This window comes from Paracoccus sp. SY (assembly GCF_002901215.1).
In the GTDB taxonomy this organism is placed as follows: domain Bacteria; phylum Pseudomonadota; class Alphaproteobacteria; order Rhodobacterales; family Rhodobacteraceae; genus Paracoccus; species Paracoccus acridae.
This window is the reverse complement of the sequence record NZ_NWMQ01000012.1, coordinates 41905-65339: the sequence shown is the minus strand read 5'-3', so window position 1 is coordinate 65339 and position 23435 is coordinate 41905. Positions and strand designations below refer to the sequence as shown.

Genomic DNA, 23435 nt, shown 5'->3' with positions numbered 1-23435 from the left:
TTCAAATATCCCGGGGGTCCGGGGGCAGCGCCCCCGGCTTTCGTCCGCGTCAGCGGACAATCTCGGCCGCATCCAGCACCGCGTGCAGCAGCACATCCGCCCCGGCGCTTGCCCATTCCGGGGTGATCTCCTCGGCCTCGTTATGGGACAGCCCGTCCACGCAGGGGCACATGATCATCACCGTGGGCGCCACGCGGTTGATCCAGCAGGCGTCATGCCCCGCGCCCGAGACGATGTTCATATGGCTGTAGCCCAGCCTTTCGGCGGCGTTGCGGACCTTCTCCACAAGGCCGGGATCGAAGGTCACGGGGTCAAAATGGCCGACCGGCTCGATCTCGATTCCCAGGCCAAGGTCGGCGGCGATGCGGGGCGCCTCGTCCTCAAGCCGGGCGCGCATGGCGTTCAGCTTGGCTAGGTCGGGCGAACGGAAATCGACGGTGAAGACCGCGCGGCCGGGGATGACGTTGCGGCTGTTCGGCCAGACATTGGCCTGGCCCACCGCGCCCACGGCATCGGGCTGATGGTCCATGGCGATGCGATGCACGGCCTCGATGATGCGCGCCATGCCCAGGCCCGCATTCACGCGCATGTTCATGGGCGTGGATCCCGTGTGCGCGTCCTTGCCGGTCAGCGTGACTTGCAGCCACCACAACCCCTGGCCGTGCGTGACGACCCCGATCTGCTTGCCCTCGGCTTCCAGGATCGGGCCTTGCTCGATATGGTATTCGAACATCGCGTGGATGCGGCGGTGGCCCGGCGCCTCGTCCCCTCGCCAGCCGATGCGGTCAAGCTCGTCCCCGAAGCGCTTGCCTTCCGCATCCGTGCGGCTGTTGGCGTAATCCTCGGTCAGAACACCCGCAAAGACGCCCGATGCCAGCATGGCGGGGGCAAAACGGGCGCCTTCCTCGTTCGTCCAGTTGGTCACGACAATGGGACGGCGCGTGGTGATGCCCATGTCGCGGACCGACCGGATCACCTCCAACCCTGCCAAGACGCCCAGAACGCCGTCGAACCGGCCCCCGGTCGGCTGGGTGTCCAGGTGGCTGCCGATATAGACCGGGTCGAGATCGGGCTCGGCACCCTCGTGGCGCATGAACATGTTGCCCATCCGGTCAAGGCCCATGGTCATGCCCGCATCCTCGCACCATTGGCGGAACAGGGCGCGTCCCTCGGCATCGGCGTCGGTCAGGGTCTGGCGGTTGTTGCCGCCCGCCACCCCGGGGCCGATCTGGGCCATCTGCATCAGGCTGTCCCACAGCCGTTCGCCGTCAACCCGCATATTGGCAGCCGGAACCAGCCCGCTGGCATCGGTCATCTGTCGTCCTTCCTGTCTGGCCGCCCCGTTCTGGCGCAGGGCAGGCTTGATGGGGCCGGGCGGCAGCGCGCCCTGTAACACCCTTCCTTTATTGACCAATTGGTCAGGATCACGCTAGCACGGGGCAGGGTTCAGTCAAGCGTCCCGAAAGGGGGCACCGTGCCTGTTGCCCAAAAACGCATCAGGGAAAGGGACCAGGAATGGCCGACCAGTCGCAGCCGCCCCTGACGCGCATCCAGCAGAAGAACCGCGACCTGATCCTGGAAGGCGCGCTGTCGGTCTTTTCGGTCAGCGGATTTCGCGGCGCCACCATCGACCAGATCGCCGAGACAGCCGGCCTGTCGAAGCCGAATGTCCTTTATTACTTCGCGTCCAAGGACGACATCCACAAGACCCTTCTGACCACGCTGCTGGACATGTGGCTGGCCCCCATGGTCCGAATCGACCCCGACGGCGACCCGCTGGAAGAGGTGATGACCTATGTCCGCGCCAAGCTGGAGATGTCGCGCCGCTATCCCCGCGAAAGCCGCCTGTTCGCCTATGAAATCCTGCAGGGCGCGCCGCATCTGACGGAAATCCTGGGCGGCGGGTTGCGGCAGATCGTGGATCGCGCGGCGGCGATCCTGCAGGGCTGGATGGACGACGGACGCCTTGCCCCTGTCGAGCCGCGCCACCTCATCTTCTCGATCTGGGCGCTGACCCAGCATTATGCGGATTTCGAGGTGCAGGTGCGCGCGGTGCTTGGCCCCGGTCATGACCCTTTCGTCGAGGCCGGTCCCTTCCTGGACAATCTGTACCGCAAGATCCTCGGCGTTTAGCCGGGGCTTTGCGACAGCATGGCCGCTGCGGACTGGATCAGGGTCAGGTTCTCGCGCGCGGCGCCGATGAAATCGTCAACCTCTCCGCTGGCCCAATCCTTTGTCGCGGCATTGGTGGCGGCGACGATGGCGGCGGCCAGGATCTCGATCTGGGCGGGCTTGGCGTCGGGGCAGCGGCGGCGCAGCAGATCGCGCATCTGCGCGCGGCGCGACAGGATCGTAGAATTGCGCAAGGCGTCCAACTTGGCATCCGAATTGGCCAGGACCAGGATATGGGCCAGAAGCTCCCGTTCCTCGATGAAGCGTGCCAGGTGAAGGGTGATCAGGCGATCCAGATCCTCCAGCAGGGTGCCGCGCCCCTTCACGAACTGCTCGGACGCATCGGCCGGGTAATCGGGCGGCGGCCCCATCATCGCCGCTTCCTTGTAGGGATAATAGTTGAAGAAGGTCCGGGTGCTGATGCCGGCTTCCTTGGCGATCGCCTCGGTCGTGACATTCGCCAGTCCGTCGCGCACCGCCAGTTGGATCGCCGTCGCCTGGATTTTCTTGGCCGTTCGGTAGCGACGCGTCATATGCGGCATCTGGCAGCTTCCAATTGACGTTCATGATGATGAAAAGGTGTCAGGTTCCAGGCTGTGCCGTCAAGCCACTTGCAGGATCCCCCTGTTTCGGCAGCCATATGCCAACAAAAGACGCCGCGCGCGAAAGGCGTGCGGCGTTGCAGGTGGTGGTGCAGATGCGATGTTTCAGGCGCCCCAGCTGCGGACGGGTCCGCAATCCATGTGGACGAAGTTGGAACGGGAATACTTGCCCACGCCGCCGGCCCGGCAGGACATCGCGGCATTGTACATCTGGCTGACCGACCGCGACTTCAGGCGCAGGTCAGCAGCCTTGCCCACCATGTGCAGCGAGTTGCGGGCGACCCCGCCCGAGCTGCGGCGCAGCATCGCGTTCGTCCGGGGCGAGCGATAGCCCGACAGCATCATGTAGGGTTCGTTGGTCTGCAGCAGCCGGTGCGAGGCGGCGGCAACATCGACCGCGCGCGGGTCGATCCCGATGGCTTCGCCCGTGCGCCAGTCGCGCATGAAGATGTTGATTTCGTTCAGGGCCTCGCGGATGTACTTGCCATCCACCCAGTACACCGTGTCGAGGCTTTCGCCGGTTCTGCCCGAATACATGCGGATGCGGCGCATGTCGCCCGCGCCCCGCAGCAACCCGAAGGCGTTGCCCATCACTGGTGCTGCCGCCACGGTTGTAGCCGCGAACACACCCAGAATGCCGCGGCGCGAAAGAAGGTCGAATGTCATGTCAGATCGCCTGTCCCACTTCGTCTTTTTTCCGCCGCAGTTTCTGCAGCGCGGCCGAGGTTATCCCCGGCTGCTTAACAATATGTCAAAAGACCGTGCGCTCAGAAATAGATTCCTTCCTTCTAGGGTGTAAATCCACAGGAGCTAGGCAAGAACCTGCCGATGCTTCGCTGTTGTGGCAAGGTCGCCGCGAGACTGTGGCGCCAATGCCACCATGATCCTGCCCTGCGCCGAACCGCCCCGCATTCGCTGGAGAAAAAGGGGGCGTAATGGCAAAATCCAGGACCAGGATTGAAGGGACGGCAATGCGCGGTCAGACATTTTTTGCAGCTATTCTATTGATCTGGGCGGGACAATCTGCGGTTGCGCAGACGCAGGCCGGACTGGCCCCGGCGGTGGCTGTTGCCGCCGCACCACGCCTTGAATTCAGCCCGCAGGACATGGCCCTGGCTGAAAAGGCGGCAGCCGTTCCGGACCTGGCCGCTTATTACGGCTCGCATGGGTTGCGACCGATCTTCATGGGCGAACGCGCGGGCGAACTGCGCGAGGCGCTGCGTGACGCGATCGCGACCGCGCCCCAGCATGGCATCCCGGCTGGCCGTTATACCACGGCTGCTTTAGCCGCCGATGCCCACGATGCCGCGACCGAGGTGGGGCAGGCGCGGGTCCTGGTGCGCTATATGCGCGACATGACCGGGGGGATGGTGCGCCCGGCCTCGGTCGATCCGCTCATCAAGCGAAAGGTCGGGCGCCCGCCCATCGACCGCCTGATCCGCGACTTCACGCAGGCGCCGGATCCTCGGCGGTTCCTTCTGGATCTTCAGCCGCGCCACCCTGCCTATCTGGCGCTTCAACGTGCCCTGACCGTGCCGAAAACACTGGCGGTTCCCGCAGATCTGCCGCGCGTGCCCGAGGGGTTGTGGCGGACCGGGATGCGCGGCGACGGCATCGTCCCCCTTCGCGCCCGGCTGGGCAGCATCGGCTTTGACGCGACCGCCTCGGATCCCCTGGCCTATGACGCGGCCCTGGCGGACGCGGTGGCGCGCTATCAGGCGGCGGTCGGGCTGCCTTCGGACGGGGTTGCCGGACCCAAGACCATCCGCCACCTGAATGGCGACGTGCCCGACGATGCCGGCAGCCGCGCCATTGTCGTGGCCCTGGAACGGATGCGCTGGATGGGGTCCGAGGATCTGGATGCGCGTCACGTCTGGGTGAACATCCCCGAATACACCGCCCGGATCATGGAAAACGGGACCGAGGTCTTCCGCACCCGCGTCGTCGTGGGCCATCCTGACCACGACCGCCAGACGCCGGAATTTTCCGATGAAATCGAATATGTGGTGGCCAATCCCCGCTGGAACGTGCCCCGGTCGATCACGGTCAAGGAATACCTGCCGAAGTTGCAGGCCAACCGTCATGCAGTATCGCATCTGGACGTGGTGGACGGGAACGGCAACGTGATCGCGCGCGACCGCATCGACTTCGGCCGCTATACGGCGGCGAACTTCCCCTATCGGATGCGGCAGAAGCCCAGCGACGACAATGCCTTGGGGTTGGTCAAGTTCATCTTCCCGAACCCTTGGAACATCTATCTGCACGATACGCCGACCAAGCATCTGTTCGGCAATGCGATGCGCGCCCATTCCCATGGCTGCATCCGCATCGGCGATCCTTTCGATCTGGCCTATGCCCTGTTGTCCAGGCAGACCGACGATCCGAAGGCCATGTTCCATCGGGCGCTGGATCGCGGCAACGAGGCCTGGCTGAAGCTGACGCCCTTCGTTCCGGTTCATCTGGTCTATTTCACCGCCTTCCCGGACGCCGACGGCACCATCCGCCGGTTCGAGGATGTCTATGGCCGTGACGCGGCGCTCTATGACGCCATCCAGAAGGCCGGGCTGGATTCGTAAGGCCGAAGGGTCTATGCCGCGTCCCGACAAGGGGGGATCATGGCAATCACCATCCGCGAACTGGCGCAGGCCCTGGATGCGCAGGGCTGGGGCGATCTGGATCTGAAGGTAACCGGCGCGGCCGAGCCGCAGGCGACCGGTCCCGTGGGGCCCGAGGGCGGCGTGATCGCCCTGGCCATGTCGCCCAAATACGCGACCGCCCTGCAACCGGGCAGCATGGCGATCCTGGCCGAAGGGATGGATCCCCAGGCCTATGGCTTGAAGGCGGCGATCTTCGCGCCGCGTCCCCGCCTGCTGATGGCGGGGCTGACCCGCGCCTTCGACCCCGGCCCCGACATCGCCCCCGGCATTCATCCGACGGCGGTCATCGACCCCTCGGCCCGCCTGGGCGAGGGTGCGGCAGTCGGTCCCTTTGTCGTGATCGGCGCGGATGTGACGATCGGGCGGGGCGCACGGATCGGGCCGCATGTCAGCATCGGGCGCGGATCGCGGCTGGGTGACGATGTCCTGCTGAACGCGGGCGTGCGCATCGCCCATGGCGTCACGGCGGGCCACCGACTGATCGTGCAGTCGAACGCCGTCATCGGCGGCGACGGCTTTTCCTTCGTCACCCCGGAAGAATCCGGAATCGAGGAAATCCGCCGCACCCTGGGCAGCCGCGATGCGATCAAGCAGCAGCACTGGACGCGGATCCATTCGCTGGGCGGGGTCGAGATCGGCGACGACGTCGAGATCGGCGCCAATTCCACCATAGATCGCGGCACCATCCGCGCGACGCGTGTGGGCAACGGCACCAAGATCGACAACCTTGTCATGCTGGGCCACAATGTCACCGTGGGCGACGACTGCCTCTTGTGTTCGCAGGTGGGCATCGCGGGATCGGCACGCATCGGCAACCGGGTCGTGTTGGCGGGCAAGGTCGGCGTCAACGACAACATCGACGTGGGCGACGACGTGATCGCGGGCGGGGCCAGCAAGATCTTCACCCGCGTTCCGGCCGGCCGCGTGATCCTGGGCAATCCGGCGGTCAAGATGGAGACCCAGATGGAAATCCAGAAGGCCATCCGCCGCCTGCCGCGCTTCGCCGATCAACTGGCGCGCCTTCAGGAAACTGTTACACGATTGTTGGAAAAGGGCTGAGCAGGAGGCTTCATGACCGACCAGATCAGAGACCGCATCCGGGCCATCATCGCCGAACAGGCCATGCTGGAACCCGACCAGATCACCGAGAATTCCACCCCGCAGGATCTGGGCATCGACAGCCTGGGTCTGGTGGAATCGATCTTCGCGATCGAGGAGGAGTTCGACATCTCGATCCCGTTCAACGCCAACGAACCCGAAAGGTCGGAATTCGACATCTCGAACATGGGGACGATCATGGCGGCGGTCGAACGGCTGGTGGCGCAGAAGGCCGCATGAATTCGCGGAAATCAGGGGCGAAGGCCGCAGCGGCCCAGGCGGGCGTGGAAGGGCCGAACGGAATGCGGCGCGTCGTCATCACCGGCGCGGGCACGATCAACGCCCTTGGCCATGACGTGCCGACCACGATGGAGGCGTTCAGGGAAGGACGCTGCGGCATCAGCCAGCTTGATTTCCGCGACGTGGACCGGCTGTCGATCCAGATCGGCGCCCAGATCCATGACTGGCGGGCCGAGGATTACTTCAACCGCCAGCAAATCCTGCTTTACGACAAGTTCACCCAGTTCGCGCTGCTGGCCGCCAAGCAGGCGGTCGCCCAGTCAGGGCTGGATTTCCAAGGCGCCATCGGGCTGCGGTCCGGGGTGGTGCTGGGCACGGCGGGCGGCGGGTTGAACACCTGGGACGAAAACTATCGCACCGTCTATGAGGAAGGGAAGAACCGCGTCCATCCCTTCGTGGTGCCGAAGCTGATGAACAACGCCGCCGCCAGCCATGTCAGCATGGAATTCGGGCTGCGCGGCCCGGCCTTCACGGTAGCCACCGCCTGCGCCAGTTCCAATCATGCGATGGGCCTTGCGTTCCAGATGGTGCGGTCTGGCGGCGCGCAGGTCATGCTGACCGGCGGATCCGAGGCGATGCTGTGCTTCGGCGGCGTCAAGGCCTGGGAAGGGCTGCGCGTGATGTCCAAGGATGCCTGCCGCCCCTTCAGCGCCAACCGCAACGGCATGGTCCAGGGCGAGGGCGCGGGCGTCTTCGTCTTCGAGGATTACGAACACGCCTGCGCGCGCGGGGCCGACATCCTGGCCGAGGTGGTGGGCTTTGCCATGTCGTCCGACGCGCAGGACATCGTCATGCCTTCGGCCCAAGGGGCGGAACGCGCGATCACCGCCGCGCTGCACGATGCCAGCCTGAACCCGGAAGACGTGGGCTATATCAACGCCCATGGCACCGGGACGGCGGCGAACGACAAGACGGAATGCGCAGCCGTGGCCCATGCGTTTGGGCACCACGCCGACCGGCTGATGATTTCGTCCACCAAGGCCATGCACGGACATATCATCGGCGGCACCGGGGCGGTGGAATTGCTGGCCTGCATAATGGCCCTGCGCGACGGCGTGATCGCGCCCACCATCGGCTATCAGGAAGCCGATCCCGAATGCGGCCTGGACGTGGTCCCGAACGAGGCGCGCGAGGCAAGGGTCGATGCGGTCCTGTCCAATGCCTTCGCCTTCGGCGGGCTGAACGCCGTGATCGCGCTGCGCCGGGTCTAGGCAAGGGAAAACCGCGCCCTTGGATGAAGGGCGCGGTTCGAAGGGTCCCGGAAGATCAGTTGGCCGGAGCTTCTTCCGCCGGAGCCTCGGCGGCAGGGGCCTCGGCATAGGCGCTCAGCGCGTCGAAGGCTGCGGTGAAGCCCGACAAGGACAGCGTCAGGCGCACCGGGTTCTCGCGGTCGGCGCCGAAGGGCAGCAAGGTCACCGTGGCATTCGCGCCCCGCTTCATCCCGTCCAGTTCAGCCTGGGTGAAACCCATCCGGGACACGCAGCCGACCGGGGCGCAGAAGTTGAAGGGATAGCCGCGCGGCTCGGCCGTGCCGACCGCGAAGCCAAGGCCCTGGACCAGATCGGTTTCAAGCGGTGCCACCAGCGTCGCCCCGGCCGCAACCTCGCTGTTGCGCAGCGGGATCATGGTCATCTCGGCGACCGAGTTTCCGTCGCCGTCCTTCAGCAACTGGTACAGCTCGCACGGATCCTTGCCCTGTTCGGCCTTCAGGCAGCGGGTCGTCCAGTCCTGGTGGGTTTCCTTGACGTAATACTGCCCGACCTGGGGCTCGGCATTGGCCGCCGGGGCGGTTTCGGCCGCGGGCGAATCCGTGGCCGTCGCGGGCGCATCCGCCGCAGGGGCGTCGGTGGCTGCTGCAGGGGCGTCCGTGGCGGGTGCCGGGGACGCGGGCGCCTCGGCGGGCGTCTCGGCGGGCGCGGTTTCGGGCGTGGCTGGCGCGGTGCCGTCCTGCGCGAAGGCCGGGGCCGCGATCAGGGCAAGTGCCGCCAGGGCCGCCTGCGAAGGTTTGATTGGCATGGTTGTTTCGTCCCTTTGCTCAATGCGTTGGCGGGGCCTAGCATGTCCCGCGAGGTTTGTCAGGCGGCAACGGGATTGGCTCGTTCACCATGGCTTGACCCGGGTTCCGGCGATCTTCTGCGCTGATTGTCATGCCTTGGCTGCATCGGCAGACCGTGGGAATAAAAAGGGTCGCGGCATGAACCACGACCCCAGCGCCTGATGGCGCCCCTCTCCCTGCCGGACTGGCCGGTCATCATTGATCCGCACGCTAGTCGCGCCGCCGTGATCAGTCAACAGTTCCGTGACATCGGTCCCATCACAAAAAAGCCGCGCCCGAAGGCGCGGCAGTCCAACAGGGAGGAAGGTTCACGCATCGACGACCCTGATGCAGAACGATTCTGATACTGGCATGAAGGGGTTAACATTGTATTGTCACGGCGGACGCCGCATCGCTTTGCGGCGCAACAGCAGGCGGGGGCGGGAATGGCGGATGTGGTGGACGGCCAGGCGAACACGGTCTTCGTGGGCGGCGGCGGCACGGGCCATGCCAGCCCGCAAACCCTGCTGCTGAAATATGCCAACCGTCACGGGCTGATCGCGGGCGCGACCGGCACCGGCAAGACCGTGACCCTGCAAACCCTGGCCGAGTCGCTGTCGCTTGCGGGCGTTCCAGTGTTTCTGGCCGATGTGAAAGGCGATCTGGCCGGCCTGTCGCGCGCAGGCAGTGCGGATGGTAAGCTGCACCAGGCCTTTTCGGAACGGGCCTCGCAGATCGGCATTTCCTTGGCGTATCAGGCTTTCCCCGTGACCTTCTGGGATGTCTGGGGCAAGTCGGGCCACCCTGTCCGCACCACTCCGGCCGAGATGGGGCCGCTGCTGCTGTCGCGCCTGTTGGACCTGACGGATGTGCAGGAAGGGGTGATGAACATTGCCTTCCGTGTGGCCGATGAACAGGGGCTGGCGCTGCTGGATCTGAAGGACTTGCAGGCGATGCTGGTGTGGGTCGGCCAGAACGCAGCCGACCTGTCGCTGCGCTATGGCAATGTCAGCACGGCCAGCGTGGGCGCGATCCAGCGTGCCTTGCTGGTTCTGGAAAATCAGGGCGGCGACAGCCTGTTCGGGGAACCTGCGCTGGAACTGGCAGACCTCATCCGTCAGGATGCCTCGGGGAAGGGGATGATCAACATCCTGGCGGCCGACAAGCTGATGCAGTCGCCCCGGCTTTATGCGACCTTCCTGTTGTGGCTGTTGTCCGAACTGTTCGAACAACTGCCCGAAGTCGGGGATCCCGACCGCCCGCGCATCGCCTTCTTCTTCGATGAGGCGCATCTGCTGTTCGACGACGCGCCCAAGGCGCTGATCGAGAAGGTCGAACAGGTTGCGCGGCTGATCCGGTCAAAGGGGGTCAGCGTCTGGTTCGTCAGCCAGAATCCGACGGACATTCCCGATGCGATCCTGGGGCAGCTTGGCAACCGCATCCAGCACGCGCTGCGCGCCTTTACCGCCAAGGACCAGAAGGCGCTGCGCATGGCGGCCCAGAACTATCGCGCCAATCCCGATTTCGACACGGCGGATGCCATCCAGAACGTCGGCACCGGCGAGGCCGTCACCTCGCTGCTGGAAGCCAAGGGCGTGCCAGGCGTGGTGCAGCGGACGCTGATTCGTCCGCCCTTCAGCAGCCTTGGCCCCATCAGCGATGCCGAACGGGCCCAGATCATGAACGCATCCCCCATGGGCCTGAAATATGGTCAGGCCGTGGACCGCGATTCGGCCCACGAGATGCTGGCCCGGAAGGCAGAGGAAGCTGCAAGGGCCGTGGCACGCGCCGAGGCCGAGGCCAGGGAAAACGATGCGCTGTTCGACATGACGCGGGATGAATACCGCAACGCGCGCCGTTACAAGCCACGGGACGAAGGGCGCACCCGGTCGTCCCGCAGCGATTCGATCGTGGAAACATTCGGCAAGAGCCTGGCACGGCAGCTTGGCACGAAATCGGGCCAGGCCATCGTCAGGGGCGTGCTGGGATCGCTGTTCCGGGGCCGCTGATCGCCGCGCCCACCTGCGCCAGCATCGCCGCCCCCATCTGCGCGGCCGACCTGACCGCCACGGGGGCATCCGCGACTGCGGCGCGCATTTCGGCCAGGATGGCGATCATCAGCAGAACGTGCCGGTGCATGTCGTATTCCGCCGCACGTTGCAGACGGGCATCGTTCAGCAAGGCCTCTTCCGCCCGCAGGCGCGGCAGGGCGGCGCCCGGCGCGGGGCAGCGGTCGGTGCGAAGCAGCCGTTTGAGGTCACGATCGTGCTTCCATCCGGCCTGGCCTTCGCGCGCCGCGCGGATCAGGCAGCGCGGGCGGCGCAGCGGTTCGGCCACGGGGCGGGGGCGGAAGGCGATCACGTTCGACATGTAGCTCATTTCAGAACTGTCCCATTCAAGTTGGTGCGACCAGCTTCACACAACTTGGGCGGGTGTTGCCTGCCGCGTTGACGCAGCGTGCGCTGAGGCAACGCATCTTTAGGGTTTGTTAGGGAATGTTGCGGCTATCTGCTGAATATCAGCCGTTCCATTAACCACGCTTAACGCAACCCAAGGTAGTTAAGTTCCTTAAGCTGCCTAAGGATGACAAGGGACAAGACATGACGCTTTTGACCGGTGATTTCGCCATCGACAGCCTAGCAGCGGAGCACCGTTCGCCGACCGAGGCCATAGACACCCCCGCCAGCGACCTGCCGGATGATGCCAGGCTTTACCTTCGCCATGTCGAGGGAGGCCAGTCGATCCGCGCCCTGGCCCGGTTGGAAGGCTGCCACGCGTCGACCATCCTGCGGCGCATCCGCCGGTTCGAGGCGCGGCGCGACGACCCCCTGATCGACGGCGCCCTGACCGAGATCGCCGAAAGCCCGCGCAAGCTGGACGAACGCCAGGCGCTGCGCCTGTTGCGGCGGCTGGCCGAACCGGGGGCCGTTCTGGTGACGGCCGATGGGATGGACAAGGCCATCATCAGCCGCGACGACATCCGAACGGCGGTTCTTGAACGCTGGATCGCCGAAACCATGGCCCTGAAGGGCTGGGTGACGCCCTCGGCCGCGCCGGGACGGGTTCAGCGTTACGCGATCGCCCCTGCCGGGCGGGATGCCCTGCGCGCGATGCTGCGTTCGCCCCGGCAGCGCAAGGCGGTGCCCGGTCCCGCCGATTTCACCGACGCAAGCCCCGTCGCCAACGACAATGCCCCCGGCATGGCCGAGGCGCCTGCGGCCTTCGATCATGCCGACCGTCATCGCGTCTGGGAAAAGCGGGTCATCGAAGACCCCGAGGATGGTCGCCGTCGCCGCACCCGCGTCAACATCGCGGAAAGCCCGCTTCTGCTGCTGGCGCGCCGCCGCGATGGCGCGGGGAAACCCTTCCTGTCGCCCGGCATGGTCGCCGCCGGCGAACGCCTGCGCGAGGATTTCGAACTGGCGCAGATGGGTCCGCGCGTCACGCAGAACTGGACCGGCTTCATGACTTCGGGCATCGATGTCAGCCGCAGCGGCGGGGGCTATCGCGGCGGATCGGAATCGGCGCGCGACAGGGTGGCGATGGCCCTGCGCGATCTTGGTCCCGGCATGGGCGATATCGTCCTGCGCGTCTGCTGCTTTCTGGAAGGCATCGAATTGACCGAACGCCGCCTGGGGTGGTCGGCTAGGTCGGGAAAGATCGTGCTGCGTTTGGCGCTGATGCGGCTGGAACGGCATTATCAGGAAACCTATGGCAGCGGATCGCGTCTGATCGGATAAAGAAAAAGGGGCGCCTGTCGGGCGCCCCTTTCATAACAGGTCACTGGTTAACAAAACGCGTGCGAAGGATCATTCGGCAGCATGGCGATGCGCAGCCTTTTCCGCGCGCGCGGCACGGATCCCTGCCGCGTAAGCCGGGCTGATCCGCTCGAAATGCACAAGCACCCGTTCCAGAACATCCTCGTCCGCGCCTTCCATGGCGGCGGCGATGTTCTTGTAAAGCCGCACCCGTTCCTCGTCGTTCAGCACCTTGTCATGCAGCGCGCGGGGCTGTTCGTAATCGTCGATCAGTTGGCGATGCGGCTGGCGCGCGGCCACGCCGGACAAGCGCAGCGGCGGTTCGGCGAAGGACGGATCCTCGACGGCGCCGCCCCGGCTGTTCGGCTCGTAATAGGCATCCGTGCTGCCCGTCACCTGGCCGAAGAAGTTCATCTGCCCGTCCTTGTGGTAATGATGCACCGGGCATTTCGGCGCGTTCACCGGCAGGTGTTCGTAATGCGTGCCCAGACGATAGCGATGCGCGTCGGCATAGCTGAAGACACGAGCCTGCAGCATCTTGTCGGGCGAATAGCCGATGCCGCGCACCTTGTTGGACGGGCTGAAGGCCGCCTGCTCGATCTGCGCGAAATAGTTGTCGGCGTTGCGGTTCAGTTCGAACTGGCCGACCTCGATCAGCGGGTAATCCCCATGCGGCCAGACCTTGGTCAGGTCGAAGGGATCATAGGGCGTCTTTTCCGCGTCCAGCTCGGGCATGATCTGGACATACATCGTCCAGCGGGGGAACTCGCCCCGCTCGATCTTGCCGAACAGCGCTTCCTGATAGCCTTCGCGGGTGTGGCCGATGATCTCGGCGGCCTCGCCGTTGGTGTAATGGCGGTGGCCCTGCTGGGTCTTGAAGTGGAACTTGACCCAGAAGCGTTCGCCGTCCTTGTTCCAGAAGGAATAGGTGTGGCTGCCAAAGCCGTCCATGAAGGTCGGATCCTGCGGCAGCCCGCGGTCGGACATCAGGATGGTGACCTGGTGCAGCGATTCGGGCACCTGGCCCCAGAAATCCCACATCGCCGTCGCGCTGCGCAGGTTGGTGCGGGGATGGCGCTTCTGGGTGTGGATGAAGTCCGGGAACTTCAGCGGGTCGCGCACGAAGAAGACGGGCGTGTTGTTGCCCACCAGGTCCCAGTTGCCTTCGTCGGTATAGAATTTCAGCGCAAAGCCGCGCACGTCGCGTTCATGGTCGGCCGCGCCCATTTCGCCCGCCACGGTGGAAAAGCGCGCCAGCATCGGGGTGGTCTTGCCGACCGCCCCGAAGATCGAGGCGCAGCTGTATTGCGTGATGTCATGGGTCACCGTGAAGGTGCCGAAGGCGCCCCAGCCCTTGGCGTGGACGACACGTTCCGGGATCCGTTCGCGGTTCTGGTGGGCCAGCTTTTCCAGAAGCTGATAGTCCTGCATCAGCACCGGACCACGATCACCCGCGGTTTCGGTATGCTGGTTCGAGGCGATCGGCGCGCCTGCGGTGGTGGTCATCCTGGGGCGAAGGGTATCCTGGCTCATGCTGCGGCTCCTTGAAGTGGGTTTGGTTGCTTTTGGCATCACCTTGAAATAAAGGGAAATCGGATCTGGCGATCACATCCATAAGGACTGCTGATGAACCTTACCTTGCGCCAGTTGCGGTACTTCCTGGCTTTGGCCGAACAGGGGCATTTCACCCGCGCGGCCGAAATGATGCATGTCACCCAGCCCGCATTATCCATGCAGATCCGCGCGCTGGAGGATGAGGTCGGCAACCCCGTCGTGGAACGGACGCCTTCGGGGGTGGTGCTGACGCCCCAGGGCCGGGCGCTGGAGCTTCATGCACGGCGCGTCATGGCGGCAATGGCGGGGCTGGACCAGGCGATGCGCCAGCCGGGGCGGGGCGGGCGGCTGATGCTGGGCATGATCCCGACCGTAGCGCCCTATCTGCTGCCCGAGGCGCTGCCGATCCTGCGCGCCCGCGACATCGGCCGCGACCTGCATCTGCGGGAAGCCCAGACAGACAGGCTGATCGAGGAATTGTCCCAGGGGCGACTGGATGCGGCGGTCGTGGCGACGCCGCCAGATTCCGACGAACTCGCTGCCGTTCCGCTGTTCACCGACCCCTTCCTTCTGGCGGGCAGCCAGGACCGCATCGCCCGTCTGGGCACGCTCTGTCCCGAGCCGCGCGATCTGGATCCCGGCCAGTTGCTGCTTCTTGACGAAGGCCATTGCCTTGGTGACCAGGCGCTGGAGGTGTGCGGTCTGGGCCGCCGCAGCGCGCGGCTGGATCTGGGGGCTGCATCGCTGCCCACCCTCTGCCGTCTTGCCGCGCAGGGGATGGGGCTGACATTCCTGCCCCGGCTGGCCGCCCATCAGGAATGCGCCGCTGCCCCCGGCCTTGTGACAGTGGCCTTTCCCGATCCCCAGCCCTGCCGAGAAGTGTTGCTGCTTCGCCGTGCCACGACCCCGGCCGGCGGCTGGTTCGACGATCTGGCCGGGATCCTCGTCCAGGCGGCGGAACGGGTGATGGCGGGATAGCATAGGCCGCTTCCAAGCCCTTGTCCGCTTCACTTGACAGCGATGGCTGCAAGGCCGCAAAGGCGTCGCCGCAGGGCAGGGGATGGAACCGAACCTTCCATTTCGGCTTTGCCATCCATCGTCTTCACATCAGGAAATCCCCATGCAGGACATCATCGCCCTTACACAGCAACCCGAAGCCTGGGTGGCGCTGGGAACCCTTGTGGTGATGGAGGTGGTGCTGGGGATCGACAACCTGCTGTTCATCTCGATCCTGTCGAACAAGCTGCCGGAACATCAGCGCGAACGTGCCCGCAAGATCGGGATCGGGCTGGCGCTGATCATGCGGCTTGGCCTTCTGGCGACGATTGCCTGGATCGTGCAACTGACGCAGCCGGTGGTCACCATCCTGGGGAACGAGCTTTCCTGGAAGGACATCATCCTGATCCTGGGCGGCCTGTTCCTGGTCTGGAAGGCCACAAAGGAAATCCACCACCACGTCGATCCCGTCGATCACGAGGATACCATCGTCGGCACGGCAGCCATCGGTTTCGGCAGCGCCATCGTGCAGATCCTGATCCTGGATCTGGTGTTTTCCATCGACAGCATCATCACCGCCGTCGGCATGACCCCCCATGTCGAGATCATGGTCGTGGCCGTCGTCACCGCCGTGACCGTGATGCTGCTGGCCGCCAATCCGCTGGCGACCTTCATCGGCAAGAACCCGACCATCGTGATGCTGGCGTTGTCCTTCCTGCTGCTGATCGGCACGACGCTGATCGCGGAAGGCTTCGGCGTCCATGTCCCGAAAGGCTATATCTACGCCGCGATGGCCTTCTCGGCCATTGTCGAGGGATTGAACATGTGGGCGCGGAATGCGCGACTGCGCAGAAAGGCGCATTGAAGCACCAGGGGCCGCATCTTGCGGCCCTTCCCACCTTGATGTTCAGGAAAGGCTGGTACCCGAGGTCGGACTCGAACCGACATGCCTTGCGGCGGCGGATTTTGAATCCGCTACGTCTACCATTCCGTCACTCGGGCCTTCTATGCCTGCCCTAGCGCGGGGCAGGCGTCTTTGCAAGGGGGGTCACGCGCGGCCCAGTTTCCGCAGGCGGGCGTCGCGCAGCCGCGCGAAATCGTCGCCCGCATGATAGGACGACCGCGTCAGCGGCGTGGCCGAGACCATCAGGAAGCCCTTGCCATAGGCCGCCTTTTCATAGCCCGCGAATTCCTCGGGGGTGACGAAGCGGTCAACGCGGTGGTGCTTGGGCGTGGGTTGCAGGTACTGGCCGATGGTCATGAAGTCGATGTCGGCCGCGCGCATGTCGTCCATGACCTGCAGCACGCTGCCGCGATCCTCGCCCAGGCCGACCATGATGCCCGACTTGGTGAACATCGCCGGGTCCAGTTCCTTGACCTTCTGCAACAGCCGCAGCGAATGGAAATAGCGCGCGCCGGGGCGGACGGTCGGATAAAGGGCAGGGACGGTTTCCAGGTTGTGGTTGAAGACGTCCGGACGCGCCTCGACCACGATTTCCACCGATCCCGGTTTCGACTTCAGGAAGTCGGGCACCAGCACCTCGATCGTGGAATCGGGGCTGCGGTGGCGGATGGCGCGGATCGTCTGGGCGAAGTGGTCCGCCCCGCCGTCGTCCAGGTCGTCGCGGTCCACGCTGGTGATGACCACATGCTTCAGCCCCAGTTTCTGCACGGCATGGGCCACCCGGCCCGGTTCGAACACGTCGAGCGCGTTCGGCTTGCCGGTGGCGACGTTGCAGAAGGTGCAGCCGCGCGTGCAGATTTCGCCCATGATCATCATGGTGGCGTGGCCCTGCGACCAGCATTCGCCCACGTTCGGGCAGCCCGCTTCCTCGCAGACGGTGGACAGGCGGTTGTCCTTCATGATGTCGCGCGTGCGCTTGTAGCCTTCCGAGGTCGGCGCCTTCACGCGGATCCAGGCAGGCTTCTTGGGCTGTTCCTGATCGGGCCGATGGGCCTTTTCCGGGTGTCGCTGGTCGGGAATCCGAAGATCGCGCAAGGCATGTCCTTTCGGTCGCGGTTCGGCCAGAAATAACCGCTTCGCCGGTCCAGTGCAACGCATGGTCGCCATGCGCGGGTCGAAGATCAGGATGCCTGCCTGCCGCGCCGGACCAGCCGCGATACGAACCGAAGCGGCGCCGTCACCCGCCACGACGTGCTTGCCAGGAACGCAGCCTCGCACTGGCTTGTCTCGGCGCGGGCCTGGTCGCGCTCGGCCGTCAGCCGCTGGCAATTCGCTGCAAGGTCGTCGCGTTCGGCACGCAACTTCTGTTCAGCCTGCCGCGCCGCCTTCAAGTCGGCCGCAAGACGCGCGCGTTCCGCCGAAAGTCTGCTCGACTGGGCCTCCAGGCTGTCGCGTGTCTCTACGGCCCTGGCCAGTTCGGCCGAAAGCCTGTCCGCCCTTGCCTTTTCTTCCTGCGAGAGGGCAGAGGCTTCCTGAACCCTGCCGATCAGGTCCACCATGCGCAGCGACGCCACAGTGGGATCGTTCAGGGCGATCGACAGTTCCTGTCTTTCCGCCTGTTCCTGTTCCTGCTGGTCGGCGAATGTCTTCAACTGCCGTTCGGCGGTCTCGTGGCGTTCCATCAAGGTGCCGTGGCGCGCATTCAGTTCGTCGAATTCTGCCCTGCGGCGATCCAGCTGCCCGCCAAGATCGTCCAGCTTCCCCTGGAGGCTGGTGACCTCTTTCGCGCGCAACACGGATTTCCGTGCCAGGGCATCGTACAGGGGGCCGACCTGATCCATGGCGGCACGCATTTCGTCCAGGGTCGCATGATCCTCGCGGGCCTCGCCGTCGCGCGCCCAGCGATCCATGATGTCCAGCGTTTGCGTCAGCAGGGGCGGCAGGTCGTCCGCAGGCCTGTTCCGGTCCCGATCTTGGAAATGCTGCAAGTCGCGGCTGAGGAAGTCGTCAACCACCGACTGGACCGTCTCGGGCGGGCAGGGCCAGGCCAAGTCCAGCACCTGTGCGATGCGGACCATCTCGGACCGCCAGTCCGTCAGAAGCGACTCGTAGCAGGTAAAGGCCCGGGGCAAGTCGCGGCTTTCGGCCTCGGCATCCAGGATATGCCGTTCCCACAGAAGCAGCCCGTATTCCGCATCATAGCCCGTCCAGCGTGTCAGCGAAGGGGCAACATCCAGGGGCGGGCGATGGGTATGGATGACCAAGGGCCGGGCACCGAACCGGGTCAACGCCTTTCGCCAGAAGGGCATCAGCCGACAGACGCGCGGATCCTTCATGACGAAGACCGGCGCCTCGCCGTAATCCAGGGCCAGGGTATCCACGGCCTCGGCCAGGAACGGCTCGGCCGCGTCACTGTCAAGCCAGTCGTCTGGAAAGCGGCGCGGATCCCACCAGGTGGTGCCGGCTGCATCCAGCAGGCTGTCGTTCAACTTCATGATGCGGTTCGATTCGAAGAACCCCTTGGCGTTCATCTCGGTCCCGGCCATCAGGTCCTGGGGCAGCGCCGCCCCCAGATGGCCCACGACCCCCGCCAGCGCCGAGGTGCCCGACCGGTGCATCCCCAGGACGATCAGGGCGGTTTTCGCAAGCTTGGGATCTTCCATCATCTGCTCCGGCGCATTCCACGATACGGGCCAGGGCCCCGAGGCTGTTTGTTGGATAGGGGAAGGTTTGGCAAGTCCGGCCGGCAAGCCATGGGCGCTTGGTCCCAGACGCGCCCGAAGAACCGAAATGCCCCATGCGCCATCCGGGTTCTGGCCAGGTCGTCAACGATGTCGTGTAGGGGCGCGAACGGAACAAGTTCTTCGTCAAGAGGTTGGTTCGCCAATGCACCCTTTTTGAACGTAACGGAGGAAGGTATGTCTATCAAATCGCTTACCGCGCCGCTGGCGATCGCGGCCGCCCTCGGCTTTGGCTCCACCGCCTTTGCGCAGACGATGGTGGGGACGCAGGAAATCAGCGAAGCCGACATGGCTGCCGTTGCCGAACATTGCCGGACCCTGGCCATGGGTTCGGACGATCAGGCCACCAGCGCGACCGAGCCGGGCGGCGATGCCGGCAATTCCGGCAATGCGGACAACGATTCGGTGGCCGGAACCACCCCCGACACGGATGCCGGAACCATGGATGGCGCGCAGCCGACCACGGGCAATGAAGGCAACCAGGACAACGACTCGCCCGATCCGGCCATGGCTGCGACGGCTTCCGACAACACGGCCACCGCGACGACCGGGCTGGAAGGCAACCAGGATGCCGACCAGTTCTCGGGCACGATCAACATGGAGGTCATCACGCTGGCCGATTGCCAGGCTGCGGGGATGTAATCCTTCGGTCTCATCCTGCGACAGAAGGCAGCCTTTCGGGGCTGCCTTTTTTGATGGATCACGTCCCCGTGGCGGCCATTGGACGTCTTGAAACCGGGGCCGCCGGGAACCATCTGAGCGACAGGCGACCGGGAAGCGACTTTCCGTATCGCCTTGCAGCCAATGTTGAAGCGCCGCGAATTGCACCTGAGCCAGGGTCTGCCGCCCGTTGACCCCGCTGGCCCACAGGTCTAAACGGACGCCTAGCTAACCCGTCGCGGGCAGCCACAGCTTTTCCGCGGCCGACAAGGGAAACTTGCCCGTGGAAACCTTGCTCCAGGACTATCTGCCGATCCTCGTTTTCGCGGGAATGGCCTCGGCGCTGGCACTGATCCTGATCCTTGCGGCCGTTGTCGTCGCCGTGCGCAACCCGGACCCGGAAAAGGTCAGCGCCTATGAATGCGGCTTCAACGCCTTCGACGACGCGCGGATGAAGTTCGACGTGCGCTTCTATCTGGTGTCGATCCTGTTCATCATCTTCGACCTTGAAGTGGCCTTCCTGTTCCCCTGGGCGGTCAGCTTCGCGGGCCTGTCGGACGTGGCCTTCTGGTCGATGATGGTGTTCCTGGCCGTGTTGACCGTGGGCTTTGCCTATGAATGGAAGAAAGGTGCGCTTGAATGGGCGTGATGACCGGAATGAATACCGCCGGTCCCGACCGCGAGGTCGCGACCGCCGCGCTGAACCAGGAATTGCAGGACAAGGGTTTCCTGCTGACCAAGACCGAAGACGTCATCAACTGGGCGCGCAACGGCTCGCTGCACTGGATGACCTTCGGTCTGGCCTGCTGCGCGGTCGAGATGATGCATACCTCGATGCCGCGCTATGACGTGGAACGCTTCGGCACGGCGCCGCGCGCGTCCCCGCGCCAGTCGGACCTGATGATCGTCGCGGGCACCGTGACCAACAAGATGGCCCCGGCGGTCCGCAAGGTCTATGACCAGATGCCCGAGCCGCGCTATGTCATCAGCATGGGAAGCTGCGCCAACGGCGGCGGCTATTACCATTACAGCTATTCGGTGGTGCGCGGCGTGGACCGGATCGTGCCCGTGGACATCTATGTCCCCGGCTGCCCGCCGACGGCCGAGGCGCTGCTTTATGGCATCCTGCAACTCCAGCGCCGGATCCGGCGCACCGGCACGCTGGTGAGGTAAGTCATGGCCGTCTATCCCGACATCGACGCGCTGGAACAGCTTGCCGACCATCTTCGCCTGCGCTGCGGGGACCAGGTTCTGGATGCGACCGTCGCCTTCGGCGAGCTGACCGTGACCTCGACGCTGTCCAGCATCGTGGACCTGATCGAGTTTCTGCGCAGCGACAGCAGCTGCCGTTTCTCGACCCTGATCGACATCACCGCCGTTGATCATCCCGAACGGGTGCAGCGGTTCGACATGGTGTGGCACCTGCTGTCCATGTACCAGAACCAGCGGATCCGCGTGAAGGTCGCCATCCGCGAGGATGAAGTCGTGCCGTCGATCACGCGCATCCACCCCTGCGCCAACTGGCTGGAACGCGAAACCTTCGACATGTTCGGGATCCTGTTCTCGGGCCACCCGGACCTGCGCCGCATCCTGACCGATTACGGCTTCAGCGGCTTCCCCCTGCGCAAGGACTTCCCGACCACCGGCTATGTCGAGGTTCGCTATGACGAGTCCGAGAAGCGGGTGATCTATGAGCCCGTGCGCCTGACGCAGGAATACCGCCAGTTCGACTTCCTTTCGCCGTGGGAGGGCGCAAAATACGTGCTGCCCGGCGACGAAAAGACCAAGGGGTAAGGCCATGGACGGCGATATCCGCACCAACCAGTACGACGATGGTTCCGCCGACACCCTGGTCGGCGAACAGAAGATCCGCAACTTCAACATCAACTTCGGTCCCCAGCACCCGGCGGCGCATGGCGTGCTGCGCATGGTGCTGGAACTGGATGGCGAGGTCGTCGAACGCGCCGACCCGCATATCGGCCTGCTGCATCGCGGCACCGAAAAGCTGATGGAAAGCAGGACTTACCTGCAGAACCTGCCCTATTTCGACCGGCTGGACTATGTCTCGCCCATGAACCAGGAACATGCCTGGTGCCTGGTGATCGAGCGTCTGACCGGCACGGTCGTGCCGCGCCGCGCCAGCCTGATCCGGGTCCTGTATGCCGAAATCGGGCGGATCCTGAACCACCTTCTGGGCGTGACCACGGGGGCGATGGACGTGGGCGCCCTGACGCCGCCCTTGTGGGGCTTCGAGGCGCGCGAGGATCTGATGATCTTCTATGAACGCGCCAGCGGGTCGCGCCTGCACGCCAACTATTTCCGTCCGGGCGGCGTTCACCAGGACCTGCCGCCGGATCTGATCGACGACCTCGACGCTTGGTGCGACCGTTTCCCCAAGCTTCTGGACGACCTGGATACGCTTCTGACCGAGAACCGGATCTTCAAGCAGCGCCTGGTCGGCATCGGCATTGCCACCGAACAGGACGCGCTGGACTGGGGCTTTTCCGGGGTCATGGCGCGCGGTTCGGGCTTGGCATGGGACCTGCGTCGCTCTCAGCCCTATGAATGCTATGACGAATTCGACTTCAAGATCCCGGTCGGCCGGAATGGCGACAGCTATGACCGCTATCTGATCCGCATGCAGGAAATGCGGGAATCGACCAGCATCATGAAGCAGGCCATTCAGAAGCTGCGGGCAGAACCCGTGGGCGACGTGCTGACGCGCGGCAAGCTGACCCCGCCTCGGCGCGGAGAGATGAAGCGCGACATGGAAAGCCTGATCCACCATTTCAAGCTTTACACCGAAGGCTTCCGCGTTCCCGCAGGCGAGGCTTATGCCGCGGTCGAGGCCCCCAAGGGCGAATTCGGCGTTTATCTGGTCAGCGACGGGACCAATAAACCCTATCGCGCCAAGCTGCGCGCGCCGGGCTTTGGGCATCTTCAGGCCATGGACTTCCTGGCCAAGGGCCATCTTCTGGCCGACGTGCCCGCCCTGATCGCCACCCTTGATATCGTGTTCGGAGAGGTTGACCGCTGATGCTCCGCCGTCTTTCGCCGGTTCAGCCGGACAGCTTCGCATTCACGCCCGCCAACCTGGAATGGGCCTATGCCCAGATGACCAAATACCCGGAAGGCCGCCAGCAATCGGCGATCATCCCGGTTCTGTGGCGCGCGCAGGAACAGGAAGGCTGGCTGTCGCGGCCTGCCATCGAATACTGCGCCGAACTGCTGGGGATGCCCTATATCCGGGCGCTTGAAGTGGCTACATTCTACTTCATGTTCCAGCTGCAGCCTGTTGGCAGCATTGCGAATATCCAGATTTGCGGCACCACGACCTGCATGATCTGCGGGGCCGAGGATCTGATCGAGGTCTGCAAGCGCAAGATCGCGCCGACCCCGCATACCTTGTCCGCCGACGGCCGGTTCAGCTGGGAGGAGGTCGAGTGCCTGGGCGCCTGCACCAATGCGCCCATGGCCCAGATCGGCAAGGACTATTACGAGGATCTGACGTCCGCGAAGCTGGAAGAACTGATCGACGCCTTCTCGGCCGGTCAGGTGCCGCTGCCCGGCCCGCAGAACGGCCGCTATTCGTCCGAGCCTCTGGGCGGTCCGATCACGCTTGCCGACCTGAAGGGGCAGGGCGACCCGCTGAACGCAAGCGCCGCCCTAGCGCGCGACATCGGCGAGACGGTCAAGCGCATCGACGGGACCGAGGTGCCGATCCTGACCAAATGGCTACGCAACCCCGAAGCCGCCGTGGACGACCGGACTGGCGTGGATAGCGCGCCGGAAGCCGAACCGCGCCCCTCGGAAGGCGTGCCTGCGGATGCGACCGGCATAACCGAGCAGGAGGCGCAGGCCGCATCTGCCGCGCGTCCCGTATCGGACCGCAATCCCGCCGGTATCCGGGGGATCGAGGAAGCGGAACAGAAGGACGAGACGACGGACCGATAGGCCA

24 protein-coding genes and 1 tRNA gene are annotated in these 23435 nt (G+C 64.9%); 16 read left to right on the top strand and 9 right to left on the bottom strand.

Annotation, left to right across the window (positions count from 1 at the left end):
* Positions 1-49: 49 nt before the first annotated feature.
* Positions 50-1315, bottom strand: coding sequence for a Zn-dependent hydrolase (locus CK944_RS11510; protein ID WP_103173206.1), 1266 nt, complete (start codon positions 1313-1315; stop codon positions 50-52).
* A gap of 200 nt (positions 1316-1515) precedes the next feature.
* Here CK944_RS11510 and CK944_RS11505 point away from each other — a divergent pair, with 200 nt between their 5' ends.
* Complete coding sequence (locus CK944_RS11505) at positions 1516-2133, top strand: TetR family transcriptional regulator C-terminal domain-containing protein (RefSeq protein WP_103173205.1); 618 nt, start codon at positions 1516-1518, stop codon at positions 2131-2133.
* On the opposite strand, the gene CK944_RS11500 is transcribed toward CK944_RS11505, so the two are convergent.
* Together CK944_RS11500 and CK944_RS11495 are read right to left on the bottom strand one after the other, a co-directional pair.
* Positions 2130-2705 carry a TetR/AcrR family transcriptional regulator gene (locus CK944_RS11500; protein ID WP_158247992.1) on the bottom strand — a complete coding sequence of 192 codons (576 nt, stop codon included), beginning with the start codon at positions 2703-2705 and terminating at the stop codon, positions 2130-2132. The two genes, CK944_RS11505 and CK944_RS11500, sit on opposite strands and share 4 nt — an antisense overlap.
* A 174-nt stretch (positions 2706-2879) precedes the next feature.
* Positions 2880-3440, bottom strand: coding sequence for a DUF882 domain-containing protein (locus CK944_RS11495; protein WP_103173203.1), 561 nt, complete (start codon positions 3438-3440; stop codon positions 2880-2882).
* Between the two features lie 305 nt (positions 3441-3745).
* Here CK944_RS11495 and CK944_RS11490 point away from each other — a divergent pair, with 305 nt between their 5' ends.
* From CK944_RS11490 to CK944_RS11475, 4 genes are all read left to right on the top strand, one after another.
* Positions 3746-5350, top strand: a complete 1605-nt coding sequence (locus CK944_RS11490; protein ID WP_158247991.1) for a murein L,D-transpeptidase — start codon at positions 3746-3748, stop codon at positions 5348-5350.
* Positions 5351-5389: 39 nt separating this feature from the next.
* Positions 5390-6490 (top strand): UDP-3-O-(3-hydroxymyristoyl)glucosamine N-acyltransferase, encoded by a 1101-nt coding sequence (locus CK944_RS11485; RefSeq protein ID WP_103173201.1) that lies wholly within the window; start codon positions 5390-5392, stop codon positions 6488-6490.
* Between the two features lie 12 nt (positions 6491-6502).
* Complete coding sequence (locus CK944_RS11480) at positions 6503-6769, top strand: acyl carrier protein (protein WP_103173200.1); 267 nt, start codon at positions 6503-6505, stop codon at positions 6767-6769.
* Between the two features lie 62 nt (positions 6770-6831).
* The gene (locus CK944_RS11475) at positions 6832-8040 is read left to right on the top strand and encodes a beta-ketoacyl synthase (protein ID WP_103173240.1); all 1209 of its coding nucleotides are present in this window, start codon (positions 6832-6834) and stop codon (positions 8038-8040) included.
* Positions 8041-8095: 55 nt separating this feature from the next.
* Here the strand turns inward: CK944_RS11475 and CK944_RS11470 are convergent, their stop codons facing one another.
* Positions 8096-8845: an invasion associated locus B family protein gene (locus CK944_RS11470; protein ID WP_103173199.1), complete on the bottom strand. Its 750-nt coding sequence runs from the start codon at positions 8843-8845 to the stop codon at positions 8096-8098.
* Positions 8846-9046: 201 nt separating this feature from the next.
* Between CK944_RS11470 and CK944_RS11465 the strand changes: the two genes are divergently transcribed.
* Positions 9047-9229 (top strand): hypothetical protein, encoded by a 183-nt coding sequence (locus CK944_RS11465; RefSeq protein ID WP_103173198.1) that lies wholly within the window; start codon positions 9047-9049, stop codon positions 9227-9229.
* An 81-nt stretch (positions 9230-9310) separates the two neighbouring features.
* The gene (locus CK944_RS11460) at positions 9311-10873 is read left to right on the top strand and encodes a helicase HerA-like domain-containing protein (protein WP_103173197.1); all 1563 of its coding nucleotides are present in this window, start codon (positions 9311-9313) and stop codon (positions 10871-10873) included.
* On the opposite strand, the gene CK944_RS11455 is transcribed toward CK944_RS11460, so the two are convergent.
* A complete protein-coding gene (locus tag CK944_RS11455; RefSeq protein WP_192877754.1) occupies positions 10836-11243 on the bottom strand; it encodes a DUF6477 family protein in 408 nt (135 codons plus the stop codon). The genes CK944_RS11460 and CK944_RS11455 overlap by 38 nt on opposite strands.
* A gap of 221 nt (positions 11244-11464) precedes the next feature.
* On the opposite strand from CK944_RS11455, the gene CK944_RS11450 reads away from it, so the two are divergent.
* Positions 11465-12604 carry a DUF6456 domain-containing protein gene (locus CK944_RS11450; RefSeq protein WP_239986047.1) on the top strand — a complete coding sequence of 380 codons (1140 nt, stop codon included), beginning with the start codon at positions 11465-11467 and terminating at the stop codon, positions 12602-12604.
* Positions 12605-12673: 69 nt separating this feature from the next.
* Here the strand turns inward: CK944_RS11450 and CK944_RS11445 are convergent, their stop codons facing one another.
* Entirely contained in the window at positions 12674-14155 is a 1482-nt protein-coding gene (locus CK944_RS11445) for a catalase (protein WP_103173196.1), read from the bottom strand.
* A gap of 93 nt (positions 14156-14248) precedes the next feature.
* On the opposite strand from CK944_RS11445, the gene CK944_RS11440 reads away from it, so the two are divergent.
* Positions 14249-15154 carry a hydrogen peroxide-inducible genes activator gene (locus tag CK944_RS11440; RefSeq protein ID WP_103173195.1) on the top strand — a complete coding sequence of 302 codons (906 nt, stop codon included), beginning with the start codon at positions 14249-14251 and terminating at the stop codon, positions 15152-15154.
* Positions 15155-15296: 142 nt separating this feature from the next.
* Positions 15297-16037, top strand: coding sequence for a TerC family protein (locus tag CK944_RS11435; protein WP_103173194.1), 741 nt, complete (start codon positions 15297-15299; stop codon positions 16035-16037).
* A gap of 53 nt (positions 16038-16090) precedes the next feature.
* Here the strand turns inward: CK944_RS11435 and CK944_RS11430 are convergent.
* The 3 genes from CK944_RS11430 to CK944_RS11420 all read right to left on the bottom strand — a co-directional run bounded on the left by CK944_RS11430 (position 16091) and on the right by CK944_RS11420 (position 18742).
* A tRNA-Leu gene (locus CK944_RS11430) sits at positions 16091-16174 on the bottom strand.
* 46 nt (positions 16175-16220) lie between these two features.
* Positions 16221-17234 carry a lipoyl synthase gene (gene lipA / locus CK944_RS11425; protein ID WP_370463833.1) on the bottom strand — a complete coding sequence of 338 codons (1014 nt, stop codon included), beginning with the start codon at positions 17232-17234 and terminating at the stop codon, positions 16221-16223.
* 23 nt (positions 17235-17257) lie between these two features.
* Positions 17258-18742, bottom strand: a complete 1485-nt coding sequence (locus CK944_RS11420) for a sulfotransferase family protein (RefSeq protein WP_103173192.1) — start codon at positions 18740-18742, stop codon at positions 17258-17260.
* 252 nt (positions 18743-18994) lie between these two features.
* On the opposite strand from CK944_RS11420, the gene CK944_RS11415 reads away from it, so the two are divergent.
* The 6 genes from CK944_RS11415 (at position 18995) to nuoE (ending at position 23431) form a co-directional block, all read left to right on the top strand.
* Positions 18995-19459 (top strand): hypothetical protein, encoded by a 465-nt coding sequence (locus tag CK944_RS11415; RefSeq protein WP_103173191.1) that lies wholly within the window; start codon positions 18995-18997, stop codon positions 19457-19459.
* Positions 19460-19760: 301 nt separating this feature from the next.
* A complete protein-coding gene (locus CK944_RS11410; protein ID WP_103173238.1) occupies positions 19761-20126 on the top strand; it encodes an NADH-quinone oxidoreductase subunit A in 366 nt (121 codons plus the stop codon).
* Positions 20117-20650: an NADH-quinone oxidoreductase subunit B family protein gene (locus CK944_RS11405; protein ID WP_103173190.1), complete on the top strand. Its 534-nt coding sequence runs from the start codon at positions 20117-20119 to the stop codon at positions 20648-20650. Before CK944_RS11410 ends, CK944_RS11405 begins: the two co-directional genes overlap by 10 nt.
* A 3-nt stretch (positions 20651-20653) precedes the next feature.
* On the top strand, positions 20654-21271 hold the full coding sequence (locus CK944_RS11400) for an NADH-quinone oxidoreductase subunit C (RefSeq protein WP_103173189.1): 618 nt from the start codon (positions 20654-20656) through the stop codon (positions 21269-21271).
* A 4-nt stretch (positions 21272-21275) separates the two neighbouring features.
* Positions 21276-22514 carry an NADH-quinone oxidoreductase subunit D gene (locus CK944_RS11395; RefSeq protein WP_103173188.1) on the top strand — a complete coding sequence of 413 codons (1239 nt, stop codon included), beginning with the start codon at positions 21276-21278 and terminating at the stop codon, positions 22512-22514.
* Positions 22514-23431: an NADH-quinone oxidoreductase subunit NuoE gene (gene nuoE / locus CK944_RS11390; protein WP_103173187.1), complete on the top strand. Its 918-nt coding sequence runs from the start codon at positions 22514-22516 to the stop codon at positions 23429-23431. The genes CK944_RS11395 and nuoE overlap by 1 nt, the downstream gene beginning before the upstream one ends.
* The last annotated feature ends 4 nt before the right edge of the window (positions 23432-23435 follow it).

Excerpts from the sequence above, each read along its gene's own strand:
- CK944_RS11510 (WP_103173206.1), bottom strand. The coding sequence starts at position 1,315 with ATGACCGATGCCAGCGGGCTGGTTCCGGCTGCCAATATGCGGGTTGAC.
- CK944_RS11505 (WP_103173205.1), top strand. The coding sequence starts at position 1,516 with ATGGCCGACCAGTCGCAGCCGCCCCTGACGCGCATCCAGCAGAAGAAC.
- CK944_RS11500 (WP_158247992.1), bottom strand. The coding sequence starts at position 2,705 with ATGACGCGTCGCTACCGAACGGCCAAGAAAATCCAGGCGACGGCGATC.
- CK944_RS11495 (WP_103173203.1), bottom strand. The coding sequence starts at position 3,440 with ATGACATTCGACCTTCTTTCGCGCCGCGGCATTCTGGGTGTGTTCGCG.
- CK944_RS11490 (WP_158247991.1), top strand. The coding sequence starts at position 3,746 with ATGCGCGGTCAGACATTTTTTGCAGCTATTCTATTGATCTGGGCGGGA.
- CK944_RS11485 (WP_103173201.1), top strand. The coding sequence starts at position 5,390 with ATGGCAATCACCATCCGCGAACTGGCGCAGGCCCTGGATGCGCAGGGC.
- CK944_RS11480 (WP_103173200.1), top strand. The coding sequence starts at position 6,503 with ATGACCGACCAGATCAGAGACCGCATCCGGGCCATCATCGCCGAACAG.
- CK944_RS11475 (WP_103173240.1), top strand. The coding sequence starts at position 6,832 with ATGCGGCGCGTCGTCATCACCGGCGCGGGCACGATCAACGCCCTTGGC.
- CK944_RS11470 (WP_103173199.1), bottom strand. The coding sequence starts at position 8,845 with ATGCCAATCAAACCTTCGCAGGCGGCCCTGGCGGCACTTGCCCTGATC.
- CK944_RS11465 (WP_103173198.1), top strand. The coding sequence starts at position 9,047 with ATGGCGCCCCTCTCCCTGCCGGACTGGCCGGTCATCATTGATCCGCAC.
- CK944_RS11460 (WP_103173197.1), top strand. The coding sequence starts at position 9,311 with ATGGCGGATGTGGTGGACGGCCAGGCGAACACGGTCTTCGTGGGCGGC.
- CK944_RS11455 (WP_192877754.1), bottom strand. The coding sequence starts at position 11,243 with ATGAGCTACATGTCGAACGTGATCGCCTTCCGCCCCCGCCCCGTGGCC.
- CK944_RS11450 (WP_239986047.1), top strand. The coding sequence starts at position 11,465 with ATGACGCTTTTGACCGGTGATTTCGCCATCGACAGCCTAGCAGCGGAG.
- CK944_RS11445 (WP_103173196.1), bottom strand. The coding sequence starts at position 14,155 with ATGAGCCAGGATACCCTTCGCCCCAGGATGACCACCACCGCAGGCGCG.
- CK944_RS11440 (WP_103173195.1), top strand. The coding sequence starts at position 14,249 with ATGAACCTTACCTTGCGCCAGTTGCGGTACTTCCTGGCTTTGGCCGAA.
- CK944_RS11435 (WP_103173194.1), top strand. The coding sequence starts at position 15,297 with ATGCAGGACATCATCGCCCTTACACAGCAACCCGAAGCCTGGGTGGCG.
- lipA (WP_370463833.1), bottom strand. The coding sequence starts at position 17,234 with ATGCGTTGCACTGGACCGGCGAAGCGGTTATTTCTGGCCGAACCGCGA.
- CK944_RS11420 (WP_103173192.1), bottom strand. The coding sequence starts at position 18,742 with ATGATGGAAGATCCCAAGCTTGCGAAAACCGCCCTGATCGTCCTGGGG.
- CK944_RS11415 (WP_103173191.1), top strand. The coding sequence starts at position 18,995 with ATGTCTATCAAATCGCTTACCGCGCCGCTGGCGATCGCGGCCGCCCTC.
- CK944_RS11405 (WP_103173190.1), top strand. The coding sequence starts at position 20,117 with ATGGGCGTGATGACCGGAATGAATACCGCCGGTCCCGACCGCGAGGTC.
- CK944_RS11400 (WP_103173189.1), top strand. The coding sequence starts at position 20,654 with ATGGCCGTCTATCCCGACATCGACGCGCTGGAACAGCTTGCCGACCAT.
- CK944_RS11395 (WP_103173188.1), top strand. The coding sequence starts at position 21,276 with ATGGACGGCGATATCCGCACCAACCAGTACGACGATGGTTCCGCCGAC.
- nuoE (WP_103173187.1), top strand. The coding sequence starts at position 22,514 with ATGCTCCGCCGTCTTTCGCCGGTTCAGCCGGACAGCTTCGCATTCACG.